We start from the raw sequence: 12,387 nt of genomic DNA, 5'->3' as shown, positions 1-12,387 counted from the left end.
AGTAGGCTACATTAGCATGAAAGTATTGACTATTACATAAGCCCCATAGCGTGCCGAATGAAGCGTTTTTTAAGAAAATCTGAATTTTCAACTGCGGCCAAACCAAAATTTCTGAGTGCTTTAGCACAGAATATCCTATTGGAAAATATTCTATTTAAACCATCAGTTGCAAGCGCCATTGTGAAATTATCCAAATATCTATCACGTGATATTCGCTTTAATAAATAATTGCTACCAATATCAACACCAGCAGCTTTTGCAGCAGTTATGTGTCTTATAACACTTTCTACATCTCTCATTCCAAGATTCAGCCCTTGACCTGCAACAGGATGAATTGAATGCGCTGCATCACCAATCAGTAAAACTCTACTCCTATATAAATGCTTTGCAAAAGCAAAACTTAAGGGATAGGATTTTCTTTCACCCTCTAATTTAATTTCCCCTAAATAAGAACCAAATCTTTTTTTAAGCTCTGTAACAAATTCCTCTTCAGATAAATTCATGAGCATTTTTGAAATTTCAGATTTTTCCGTCCAAACTATAGAAGAAGTATAGCCACCTTTCATTGGTAAAATTGCAAATGGACCACCAGGGAAAAAACGCTCCACTGCAAGATTTTGGTGATGAAGTTCGTGTGCTACATTACATACTATACTGCTTTGTTTATAATTAAATTTTGTCATTGATATGGAAAATAACTCTGGTAGCTTAGAGTTTTTACCTTCAACGCAGATAAATAGCGATGATATTAACTTCTGATCGTTATCAAGCACAACTTCCACATACCCTGAATCACAAGCAACCGTTTTATAGGAATGCTCAGAATACACATTTAGTTTATTCAAAAAATTACTATTGATTGCATTCCATATAGCAGCATTATTCACCACATAACCCATTGGTTCTTCGCTAACCATCTTATGGTCATAATGCACAGTAATTGGGCTATTTCCATCCAGTATGCATATATCAAATATAGGTTCAGCTTCATCTTTAACAAATTGCCAAATCCCTAAATTTTCCAATATTTTTTTTGAACCTTGAGAGATAGCAAATGCTCGATTGTCATTAACTGCGCGCGGTAAGATGTTTTTTTCAATCACAGCAACTGATATTGAGTTATTACTGAGGCCAATGGCGGTAATCAGACCAAGTAATCCGCCACCTGAAATTATTACATCGTAATTCATCTTATCTGCCAATCTACTAAATAGATAATACTGAATATAGATGTAAATGATTTCAATTGAAAAACAATTTTTTTGCTATATATATCTACTATTCTAATTTAGGTAGTAAAAAATGGAAAGTGAGAAGTATAGCTTAGCTTTAAGAATAATACATTGGTTAATGGCTGTCTTCATGATAGGCATGCTTTCTGCAGGATTTTACATGAAAAGTTTACCAGTAAGCAACGAAATCAAATTCAGTATTTACGCTATTCATAAAGCTTGTGGAATTACTCTCTTAGGTCTAATTATAATACGCATACTCTTTCGTATTTTTACTTATGTACCTCCGTTTCCTGCAAATTCCCCAAAATTTATAATTACTATAACAAAAATAGTGCACTTAAGTTTATATTTTTTGATGGTATTAATGCCGATATCTGGTTACGTTATGTCTTCAGCTTCCGGTATAAAGATTAAGTATTTTTTTCATATTCCTTTAATAATCAATAAGAATAAAGAATTAGCTATTGCAGCAAATGAGCTACATTCGTTGCTTGCATATTCTATGATATTCTTTATAACATTACATATACTTGGTGCTTTAAAACACACACTAATAGACAAACAAAACATTTTTAAACGTATTATATAGAACGTATGGAGAAATTAAGTAATCTATGGAGAAAAGGAACAGATTTTCTCGGTAGTGAGTTTGCAATAATGGGTGGTGCTATGAGCTGGGTTTCAGAAAGAAACTTGGTTTCTGCAATATCAAATGCTGGAGGGTTTGGCGTTATTGCATGTGGTGCGATGTTTCCAGACCTATTAAAGATAGAAATTACAGAGACACAAAAATTAACTAGCAAACCATTTGGTGTAAATTTGATCACTATGCACCCAAGCTTGAGCGGATTGATAGATGTATGCATTGAAACGAAAGTTAGCCATATAGTGCTTGCTGGTGGGTTGCCTACAAAACCTAGTATAGAAAAAATCAAAAATGCCGGAATAAAAATTTTATGCTTTGCTCCAGCACTCAGCATTGCAAAAAGACTCGTCAAAATGGGAGTTGATGCATTGATAATAGAAGGCATGGAAGCAGGTGGACACATAGGTCCGGTTAGTACTTCCGTGCTAGCACAGGAAATATTACCTCATTTTAAAAACGAACAAATACCAGTGTTTGTTGCAGGCGGAATAGGAAGAGGCGAGATTATGATGAATTACCTTGAAATGGGAGCAAGTGGCTGCCAAATAGGCACATTATTTGTTTGTACAAATGAGTCAATTGCCCACAAAAATTTTAAGGAAGTATTTATAAAATCAGCTGCGCGTAATGCGACACCTTCTGTGCAAATAAGTGCTGATTTTCCTGTAATTCCAGTAAGAGCTATAGCTAACAAAGCAAGTGATGATTTTATAAAACGTCAAAAAGAAGTTATTGATGAATATAACATGGGAAATATTTCAAGAGAAGATGGGCAACTTGAGATAGAAAAATTCTGGGCTGGGGCTTTAAGAAGAGCGGTAATTGAAGGAGATATTGAAACAGGGTCTTTAATGGCTGGTCAAAGTGTTGGTATGGTTGATAAGGAGAGGCCTGTAAAAGAAGTTATAGATATGTTAGTTCAGCAGGCGAATGAATAGATTAGACTTCTTTCGAAGCTCTACTTCTGTGAGCAATTGCGTTGTTGCTCCGGTGCTCAAATCCTCATGTATGTTCAATACACTCCGGTTTTCCGCTCCGTGTGCTCCTAACACTTGCCTCTCAAAAGCGAGTTTCGAAAGAAGTCTATTGCTTATACACTGTATAACTTAAGGTCCACTCTACATCAGATCAAGTTATGATCTGCGAAATACTCAAGCAGGCCAAATTCACTGGTTACAATCGGATTCACATCATGTGCAACTTTTGCATTATTTTCTCCACAAACAATACTAACCTCAACTTGATAATTTTCACTTTGATTTAGTGATAAATAGTGTTCATGAGATGAAGAATGGTGAATTTCACTTCCTGTATGGTAATTCACATAATGGAACTGGCCATTTTGGTAGTAGCAAAACTCATCACTCAGCGTCCCAATTTTTTCGTTGGATGCAATTTCGTACACGTCAACTGCATAACATTGAGAACTAACTGCACCTGGTTTTAATATAAAATACGATCCATTCTGAAAATTAATCTTATTCAGAGTTTTAATTTGTTGTAAATCTAGAGATTTAAACTCGCCTGCAAGAGAAGAAAAAGCTGGGTCGTATTTCTTATATTCAAAAAGCTCATTACCCAATTGATTTGTGAGCACCAATATATACTGTGTGGGCATTTCTAGATTTTCCACAACTTTTAGAAGGTTAAATTCTGAAGGAACAGCTATGTCAACTCTAGTTTCAGGGTTATGTATGTGTAATTGGCCATTGCAAAAGTAATATCCGACCTTAGAGAATTTACCAATAACGCCTTTATCTTCAATTGCTATTTCGGTTGAATTATCATCACTTTGAATTATTTTTAGCTGATATTTTTTTTCTTGATATGCATTAGAATAAGGTGTTGTAGGTAGTATTCGCTGCTCTATATCTTTAATTTCTTCTTCTATATCCTTGATAGCTTGAGCGGCTTTTTCTGCATTTCCTTGAGCTTCACTTGCAGAGCTTTCTGATTTTTTCGCAAAATTTTGAGACTCATCTCTTGCATCTGCTGCTTCTTCTGCAGCATTTTCCGCTTTGATTCTTGAATCCTCCACTCTTTGTGCAACTTTCCTGCTTGTTCGTTGTGCATTCAGAGAGTCAGATCCTATTTGCTGAATACTTTGTTCAATTGCTTGAACTATTTCTTGAACCTTTTGTTGTTCTTCATTTACTTGCATAGAAATATCCTTAACTTCTGATTCCATGTGTATTACCTGCGAATTTATTTTTTCTATCTCTTTTACTGTTTTCTCTTCACTTGAGTCTACCATATTTTTTGTATCTCTTTTCACTCTATTTACTGATTCACTCATATCTTTTTCCAAAATCCTGCGTATATCGTGCATCGTTAGAATTTCTGTAGCTTCTTCACTCGCATTTTCTTCTTCCATACTTCTTTTGACTCTGTGCGCTTTTCTTGAGATATCGCTCTTATCTCTGTTTAAATTTGAGTAGCGCTGGGCAATTTCATGTAATGAACTTATTGACGAATCTCTTGCTGATGCGGCTACCTCTGCTGAACTCTTTGCTTGGCTTGCAAAACCTTTAGCTTCATCTCTAGCAGCTTCTGCAGATTTTTGTGCAGTTTCTGCTTTTTGCGCTGCAGCTTCAGCTTGCTTTTTTGCATCTTCAATATCTTTTTGGTTTGCACCAACTTGAGCTGGGCTTGCAGTGTGTGGAGCAGACTTTTGAATATCATCTTTCAATTCTTCAATAGCTTCTTCTGTCTGCTTTAAGCTACCACGTACATTTATGGCTTTTTGTGCATGAGATCTTTGAAAATTTCTTATAATAGATTCAATATCAACTTCAGGATATTTCTCCGCAAATGCTTTGATTATTAACTCAGTGTTGTTTGGATCTGTCAGAATTCCTATGATCTTTTGCTCAGCACTTGGACTCTTTTCTAAAAGCTTATCAATAAGTAGCAATGGATCGGTGATTTTATCACTAACAATATCTTTAGCGTTATTGCTTCCAACCTCTTGGACAAGTTTATCAGCAAATCTGTTTTTATTAACACCTTGAATCTTATCGTGAATGATTTGCTCAGCAGCATTGCCACCAATAGCTCCTATCAGCTCTTCTACAACTTTATCTGGATCTACTTTATCCACAACAGCCCGCATATCAACCTTATCTGTTACCTTCCTTACAGCTCTATCTTCTACTGACCTTTTATTTATTCTCTTTGCAACTTCTAACACTATGCTGTTGCCGCTGGTTCTATCAAGCAATTCATCAGCAACATTTTCTTGAAAATTTTGATCACCTTTGAGCAGGTCTTTAAGCCAATATGTTATTCGAGTTGACAAAGATTTATTTCGACCACTTGATTCTACGTCTATTATTGCTTCGCCCAGCTCACTTACCTTCTGAGTAACTAGTTCATCAGCTACTGCTTTAACAGTTGGACTTATTCCATCTCTTCCTGAAGCACCTTTTTGCCCCTCTTGTCCTCTTGGGCCTTGAATACCTGGATCTCCTTTTACGCTATCTCTAAAGCCTTGATCACTTTTTAGCAAATCTTTTATATTATCTTTAAAAACTTCATCTTCTTCAACTTGACGTTTAACTCTATTTACAATTGTGGATACTCCTTTTTCTTTAACTTGTGCAGTACTGAAAGCTGCAGAGTGTGAGTCTTCCAATTCTAATTTTTTTTGTGCGTAGTCTTCAATGCTTGCAAGTAGCGTTAATTGCAAAGGCTCTATATCTGGCAATGGAAATTTATAAAAATCTGATTTGCTAGTTTTATTACCATTTTCATCTGAAAAATAACCATATCGATTGCCATTTTTTGATTCTATAGTGAAATATTCACTATCAGCACCTGCATATTTTATAGCGGCATCACTAGCGTTTCCACCTCCTATAAACTTTATTTGAGAAGTTGCCGTATCAAAATAAGGATATACAACAGGCAATTCTCCTATTATTCCGTTATTTGATGGTGTCTTTTCATCAATATGTTGGACTTGTATAACATATTTACCTTTGCCAGATTCAAGCTCATTTCCTTGTACAAGTTTTAAATATTTTTGTGTGTGATCATAATCATACTGATCTACACCAACAAGTTTTCCATCCTTGCTTAGTATATTTCTCGTGTCAAAAGCGATTGAGACTAGTGCTTTAGTTCCCATTGTTACTGTATTCTGCGGTATTAACGAGCTGAATCTATATATTGCTAGCAATTCTTGCTCTTTTTTTACCCACAAGTAATCTGTGCCCTTATCAAGTAGATAAGATTGTATATCTTTTTCATCTGTTGTACTTGGATAACCACCAAGAAATTCATCTTTTCCTGGGTCTGAGTTGTCAAAATACCCCGGAGAAAAATTGAATATATCGCTAATACTAACGTTGCTTGCTAATGTGGTGATTTTTACCTTATCATGGTTCTCTTTACTTTGGTTTAAAGGTGTAATGCCAATCGTACTCGCACTATCCTGCTCTAACTTACAAACAATTTTGATATTATTGTTAGGAATGAACATTTTTTTAATCTATTCCCTATTAGCTTAAGAGAACTATTTAATATATAAATTGCTATGAAATTTTTATGAATGCTGTTTGTCACATAGCTTAGCACCATATGCGTGAAAGCGAGTGCGAAGCTTTGTTAAAACGCTAAGCAGTTTCAGAACTGTGCTTTATTTTCACGTTTACGTCTTGACCCAATACAACTAACAGATTAATCAAATATTCTAAGGAAAAACCCTCAATTTTTGCCCTATTGATCTGAGACACCTTAGGTTGATCGATGTTTAGAGCACTTGCTGCCTTTTTCTGTGTTGAATATTTCTTATTTATCAACCGTGCAACAAGCTTTATTAACTTTAATTTTGTATCTCTTATATCACCCAATTCTATTACTACAGGACAACCTGATTGTGAATCTTGCATAATAACCCTCAATTATGAAAAAATTACTTTAATTTTTCTTCTTTAAACAACACATGCTTTCTGACAACTGGGTCATACTTTTTGAATTCTAGTTTTTTAATAAGTTTTTTTGGGTTACGCTTTTTGACATAAAAATAACCTGTTAATTTTTCTTCACCATTTCTTGCTATTTTGGTTGCAGTGCTAACCAATTTGACAAGTAGAGAAGCATTTTTTTTAGCCATAGTTATATAATATAATGAATTTCACAAGAGTTTATTGGGCAAAACGCCAAAAGTCAATCGCTTTATACTATTGCAATAATGTGAATTGCAAAATTCTTGACAGTAAGCAGCGCACTCGGTAGTATACTCATTAATTTCAATGAGCAAAAGCAGACGGTATATAAGTGGGAAATAAGGGTAAAAGGTTACTATTGATAGAAAATTCTATCTGTTCTGATGAGGTAAGGGTTGTCTTATCTGTCAATAATAGGGTTGTAGAATTTGAACAGGAATTTAAGGAGAAAAAACAATTAAGGGGTAATATATATGTTGCTTATGTAAAGCGTATAGAGCCTTCTTTGCAAGCTGTATTTATTGAATATGGTAAAAATAAGCAGGGTTTTTTGTCTTTTTCTGAAATAGCCATGGATTATTTCAACATTCCAGAAAAAGAAAAGGAAGCTCTTTTTGAGCATTATTCAAGTGATAATTCTGCAGAAGAAGGTAATGACACTAAGGCAACTACTTCTTCAGATTCTGCCACTAGTAGTAAGAGCAGCAATGAATCCGGTAATGGTTTTGTTAGAGAGGTACCTTTATACAAGAAATATAAATTACAGGATGTTATTTCAGTAAATCAAAAGGTATTGGTTCAGCTCACTAAGGAAGAGCGGGGTAATAAGGGAGCATCGTTTACAACATACATAACTTTAGTTGGTAGATACTGTGTGTTTATGCCCAATTCGATGAGTAAAGGTGGGGTGTCGCGTAGGATTGAAGACTCTAATGTCAGAAAGCAATTAAAGGATGTGCTTGATTCACTAACTTTGCCAAAAAGGTCAGGTTTAATAATACGAACTGTTGGCTCAGGAAAAAGTAAGAAAGAAATTGAACAGGATTATAATTACTTATCTTCGTTGTGGCAGAATATCCAAAAAAATGCTTCTTCTATAGGGGTTTCATCATTAATTTATAATGAGGCAGACATAATTATGAGGTCTGTCCGTGATTTTTGTGGTAATGATGTAGAAATCATAATATCTGGTAAAGAAGCTTTCGAAGAAGTAAGAAAGTATGCTCAAAATGCATTAAAAGGTAGCAAATTACGCTATAGGTTATATAAGGGTTCTATTCCAATATTTACTTATTACGGGATTGAAGATCAAATTTCTGAACTCTATAGCAATAGAGTAAAGCTTCCATCTGGTGGGTCTCTGATAATAACTTTAACTGAAGCATTTGTTTCAATAGATGTAAATTCAGGAAAAATGACAGGAGAAGATAGTATAGAGGAAACAGCTTATAGAACGAATATGGAAGCAGCACCTGAGATATCCAGGCAAGTGAGCTTAAGGGGGTTATCTGGGTTAATAGTGGTCGATTTTATCGATATGCTAAGATATCAATATTGCAGAGCTGTTGAATCTGCTATAAAACAAGCATTTAAGGATGACAAAGCTAAGGTTCAATTTAGCTACATAAATGACTTTGGTTTAATGGTCTTTTCAAGACAGAGAATTAAACCAAACATACAGGAAGTTAACACTACAGAGTGTTCTTACTGCAAGGGACTTGGAAGGGTAAAATCCAGCGAAGCAATTGTGACGTCGATACTCAGGGAATTACAACACATTGCTAATAAAAATCGAAATAGATCATTTGATTTAGTCGCGCATGGTGCAGTTGTTGGGCATATTTTTAACAATAAACGGCAAACTGTTGCTACAATAGAAAGTGAATTCAATATTACACTGAATGTTAGTGTTGATAATAGCATGGATGTTGATGTATTCGTTTTAAAACAAGGAGACGACGTTCATTTACATGGCCACTCTGAAACAAACAAACCATTGGAAAATTCTGGATACCAAATTGAGAATAATAAAAATGTCAGCAACGAAAAGCCTTCTGATTTAAATAAGCTACAAGAAAAAACTGGCAGCTTTTGGTTAACCAAATGGCTTTCACGTCTTTTGAATTCGAAAGGCTAGATATACAGCTTTAGGTCTCAGTTTCATGATTGAGGCCTAAGATGTGGTTCATAGAGCAATACAAAATATTAGAGAAAATAGATAATTTTCAAAATGTTTAGTGACAATAGAAGCAATATGCTTATATCATAATTATAGCGCTAATTGAAAATTTAACTTATGAAATCGTTTCTAAAAAAGCTGATCAACAAGTTCCATCAGTTAAAGATGAGGAATAAAGTGATCATCATTTCTAGCATTGCTTTTATTCTGCTATTTTTTATCAACAATGTGTTTATAAAGAAAGATCAAGCGAGTCATAGTGATAACTCTGCTAGAAACTTCTCAGTAAAAATTCAAGAATGCAAACCACAAAATCGTATTATATACTTAAATTTTTCTGGTACGGTAAATCCAATGCATAGGGCCAGCGTTACCTCAAAAACAAGCGGTAAAATTACAGATGTTTATTTATCTGATGGGGAAAAGATAAAAAAAGATGATGTAGTACTAAAAATAGAAAATTATGACAGGATTGAGCAAATTGAGAAAGCCAAGGCTTTGCTGAGCCAACGCGAAACGGAGTATGATTCATCTAAAAAACTTAATAGAAAAGGCTATAAAGCACAAATATACGTAGATGCAGCTTTTACTGCGCTCAAAAGTGCAAAAGCTGACCTAAAAAGACTAGAGCTAGATTTAGAAAATACTGAAATTAAATCCCCTATAGATGGTTATATCGACAAAATTAATGCAAATGAAGGGGATTTTGTTAATGCTGGACAGAAAATAGCTGACGTAGTTAATTTTGATCAAGTCCTTACTGTGTTGTACGTTTCAGAGAGTGAAGTAGATAAAATCAAGCTAGGAAGTATAGCTAAAATTGATTTGCTGGACGAAAGAGAATTAGAGGGTGAAGTAAGTTTTATTAGTAAAATTGCTGAACCTAAAACTGGATCTTACAGAGTAGAGTTAAAGGTTAATAATAATGAGATGATATTTTTGCAAGGATTAACTGCAAACGTAAAGCTGCCTTCAGGTGAAAAATTTGCTTATAAAGTACCTTCTTCAGCTTTAAGCTTAAGTGATGATGGCACCTTGGGGATCAAAATAGTTGGCGACGATAATCGTGTAATCTTTACGCCAATTGAAATTGTTGATCATGAAAGTGATGGGGTTTGGGTGGTATTAAACAATGAAGATAAATCTATAAAGTTGATTGTGCTGGGTCACTTATTTGTTAGGGCTGGTGATAAGATTTAACATTTTATGCCACTGGTCTTCATCTAAAATTTCTATACCTAATTCCACTGCTTTTTTATATTTTGACCCAGGATTTTCTCCTGCAATTAGATAGTCGGTTTTAGCAGAAAGGTTTGAGCTGACTATTGCTCCTAGTGTTTCGGCTTTAACTTTTGCTTCACTTCTACTTGTAGTTGTTAATGTGCCGGTAAATACTACAATTTTATTGTTGAACATAGAATCTTTGTCGTAGGTATCCACAGGTAGAATTTTTATATGAGAAGTAAGGTTATTTAATGTTTCAACATTACGTTTCTCAGAAAAAAACAGCATTAAAGACCCTGCCATTTTTTTTCCTATTCCATCGAGGCCCACTAGTTCGGACATAGCTTCACTAGAACTCTCACAAATAGGTTCCGTAATAGATCTATTATCAGATGATAATTTTATCATAGAGTTATACCAATTTTCATAAAGCATATAATAGTTTGCAAGCAATTTTGCTGCACCTTGACCGATAAATCTTATGCCCAAGGAAAATATGAATCTATCTAAAGCTATTACTCTTTTATTTTTTATGGAATTGAGCAACCCAGTTATTGATTTTTCTCCCCACCCATGTTGTTCTTCCAAGTTAAACTCGCTTAATTTTTCTTCTAAAATGAAAATATCAGGAATTTGCTTTATCAGACCAAGATTGTAGAAAAATTCTATCTGTTTTTCACCAAGACCAACGATATCAAATGCGTCTTTAGACACAAAATGCTTTAGTTTTTCTATAATTTGAGCTTTACAGGTGAATTCTCCAGAACATCTTACTGCTGCTTCTCCTTCAATCTGGTGTGCTGCACTTCCACATTCAGGGCATACCTTAGGAAATAAAAACTCAGGTGAATTTGCAGAACGAGAATCTTTATCTACTTCAACGATTTGAGGTATCACATCACCTGCTCTTTTGACTATTACAATATCTCCTTCCCTTATGTCTTTACGCCTTATCTCATCTTGATTGTGAAGGCTTGCTCTACTCACTAACACTCCACCAATATTGATTGGCACTAGATCTGCAACTGGAGTTAAAACTCCTGTCCTACCGACTTGTATAAATATTTTGTTTAACTTTGTTTTTGCGCAAACTGCAGGAAATTTGTATGCAAGGGCTGAACGTGGTGCTTTATTAGTGCTACCAAGACGACTCTGTAATGCCAAATCATTTACTTTATAGACTACTCCATCAATATCATAACCTAAATTATAACGATCATTATAAATCTCATTATGGAACTCAAGCATTTCATTTAAATTATCTGCCAAACATTTACGTTCATTTACACAAAAACCAAGTGCTTCCAAGTTGCTTAGTACTTCATTTTGACTTTTCTCAATTCCACCAACTATAGAATAGGCAAAATATTTGAGTGGTCTACTTGCTGTAATACTTGCATCCAGTTGCCTTAGAGAACCAGCAGCTGCGTTACGAGGATTTGCAAACTCATTAGACTTCTTTCGAAACTCTACTTCCAGGGGTAACTGCGTTGTCGCTCCGGTGCTCAAATCCTCATGTATGTCCAATACACTCCGGTTTTCTGCTCCGTGTGCTTCTAGCATTTGTCCCCCAGAAGCGTGTTTCGCAAGAAGTCTATTATTTTCATTTAATTTTAAAAAATCATCGTTAGAGATGTATATTTCACCTCTTACTTCTAATCTGCCATGCACACCTTGCAACAACTTAGGAAAGCCTTTTATCGTTGCAACATTGTTAGTTACATCTTCTCCTATATAACCATCACCTCGGGTTGCAGCTTTAACAAATATTCCATCTTCATAAATTGCAGAAAATGATAGCCCATCAATTTTTGGTTCACACAATATTTCTATCTTATCATCGTTTAAGAATCTGTTTATCTTAGATAAAAATTTTTCTACACCTTGCTCATCATAAGCATTGTCAAGAGAAAGCATGGGTTCTATATGCTTTACTTTGGAAAATCTTTCATCAGGCGCAGCACCTACACTATTTTGTGTTTCATTAACTTCTGGAAGTTCTGCTGCTATTTTAGCTGCCTTTTGCTTAAGCTCATCATATTCAGCATCAGTAATTTTCGGTGCATTTTTCTGATGATACAAGATATTATGATAATTTATTTGATCTTGCAGTTTACTCAACTCTTCTCTCAGTTTTTTTAAATCAATCATACG

Annotated in this window: 10 protein-coding genes; 4 read left to right on the top strand and 6 right to left on the bottom strand. The window is 34.7% G+C overall.

Annotated features, from left to right (window positions below):
• Positions 1 to 32: 32 nt before the first annotated feature.
• Positions 33 to 1,190, bottom strand: coding sequence for a 2-octaprenyl-6-methoxyphenyl hydroxylase (gene ubiH / locus ASM33_RS00205; protein ID WP_110409560.1), 1,158 nt, complete (start codon positions 1,188 to 1,190; stop codon positions 33 to 35).
• Between the two features lie 112 nt (positions 1,191 to 1,302).
• Here ubiH and ASM33_RS00200 point away from each other — a divergent pair, with 112 nt between their 5' ends.
• Both ASM33_RS00200 and ASM33_RS00195 read left to right on the top strand, forming a co-directional pair.
• Positions 1,303 to 1,824, top strand: a complete 522-nt coding sequence (locus tag ASM33_RS00200; protein ID WP_110409561.1) for a cytochrome b — start codon at positions 1,303 to 1,305, stop codon at positions 1,822 to 1,824.
• Between the two features lie 5 nt (positions 1,825 to 1,829).
• Positions 1,830 to 2,819, top strand: coding sequence for an NAD(P)H-dependent flavin oxidoreductase (locus tag ASM33_RS00195; protein ID WP_110409562.1), 990 nt, complete (start codon positions 1,830 to 1,832; stop codon positions 2,817 to 2,819).
• Here ASM33_RS00195 and ASM33_RS08255 read toward each other — a convergent pair.
• The 4 genes from ASM33_RS08255 to rpmG form a co-directional block, all read right to left on the bottom strand.
• On the bottom strand, positions 2,796 to 2,933 hold the full coding sequence (locus ASM33_RS08255; protein ID WP_157956336.1) for a hypothetical protein: 138 nt from the start codon (positions 2,931 to 2,933) through the stop codon (positions 2,796 to 2,798). The genes ASM33_RS00195 and ASM33_RS08255 overlap by 24 nt on opposite strands.
• A 71-nt stretch (positions 2,934 to 3,004) precedes the next feature.
• Positions 3,005 to 6,364 (bottom strand): hypothetical protein, encoded by a 3,360-nt coding sequence (locus ASM33_RS00190; protein ID WP_110409563.1) that lies wholly within the window; start codon positions 6,362 to 6,364, stop codon positions 3,005 to 3,007.
• A gap of 133 nt (positions 6,365 to 6,497) precedes the next feature.
• Complete coding sequence (locus tag ASM33_RS00185; protein WP_110409564.1) at positions 6,498 to 6,773, bottom strand: helix-turn-helix domain-containing protein; 276 nt, start codon at positions 6,771 to 6,773, stop codon at positions 6,498 to 6,500.
• 23 nt (positions 6,774 to 6,796) lie between these two features.
• Entirely contained in the window at positions 6,797 to 6,997 is a 201-nt protein-coding gene (rpmG, locus tag ASM33_RS00180; RefSeq protein WP_110409565.1) for a 50S ribosomal protein L33, read from the bottom strand.
• A gap of 164 nt (positions 6,998 to 7,161) precedes the next feature.
• Between rpmG and ASM33_RS00175 the strand changes: the two genes are divergently transcribed.
• On the top strand, positions 7,162 to 8,967 hold the full coding sequence (locus ASM33_RS00175) for an Rne/Rng family ribonuclease (protein WP_110409566.1): 1,806 nt from the start codon (positions 7,162 to 7,164) through the stop codon (positions 8,965 to 8,967).
• A 159-nt stretch (positions 8,968 to 9,126) separates the two neighbouring features.
• Positions 9,127 to 10,209, top strand: a complete 1,083-nt coding sequence (locus ASM33_RS00170; RefSeq protein WP_110409567.1) for an efflux RND transporter periplasmic adaptor subunit — start codon at positions 9,127 to 9,129, stop codon at positions 10,207 to 10,209.
• Here the strand turns inward: ASM33_RS00170 and ligA are convergent.
• Complete coding sequence (gene ligA, locus ASM33_RS00165; RefSeq protein ID WP_110409568.1) at positions 10,180 to 12,384, bottom strand: NAD-dependent DNA ligase LigA; 2,205 nt, start codon at positions 12,382 to 12,384, stop codon at positions 10,180 to 10,182. The genes ASM33_RS00170 and ligA overlap by 30 nt on opposite strands.
• Between the last annotated feature and the right edge of the window lie 3 nt (positions 12,385 to 12,387).

Source organism: Wolbachia endosymbiont of Folsomia candida, assembly GCF_001931755.2.
Classification (GTDB): Bacteria; Pseudomonadota; Alphaproteobacteria; order Rickettsiales; family Anaplasmataceae; genus Wolbachia.
Note: the sequence above shows the minus strand (reverse complement) of the source record. Positions and strands in the feature narration are given on the sequence as shown.

Coding starts and splice junctions, on each gene's coding strand:
- ubiH (WP_110409560.1), bottom strand. CDS start 1,190: ATGAATTACGATGTAATAATTTCAGGTGGCGGATTACTTGGTCTGATT.
- ASM33_RS00200 (WP_110409561.1), top strand. CDS start 1,303: ATGGAAAGTGAGAAGTATAGCTTAGCTTTAAGAATAATACATTGGTTA.
- ASM33_RS00195 (WP_110409562.1), top strand. CDS start 1,830: ATGGAGAAATTAAGTAATCTATGGAGAAAAGGAACAGATTTTCTCGGT.
- ASM33_RS00190 (WP_110409563.1), bottom strand. CDS start 6,364: ATGTTCATTCCTAACAATAATATCAAAATTGTTTGTAAGTTAGAGCAG.
- ASM33_RS00185 (WP_110409564.1), bottom strand. CDS start 6,773: ATGCAAGATTCACAATCAGGTTGTCCTGTAGTAATAGAATTGGGTGAT.
- rpmG (WP_110409565.1), bottom strand. CDS start 6,997: ATGGCTAAAAAAAATGCTTCTCTACTTGTCAAATTGGTTAGCACTGCA.
- ASM33_RS00170 (WP_110409567.1), top strand. CDS start 9,127: ATGAAATCGTTTCTAAAAAAGCTGATCAACAAGTTCCATCAGTTAAAG.
- ligA (WP_110409568.1), bottom strand. CDS start 12,384: ATGATTGATTTAAAAAAACTGAGAGAAGAGTTGAGTAAACTGCAAGAT.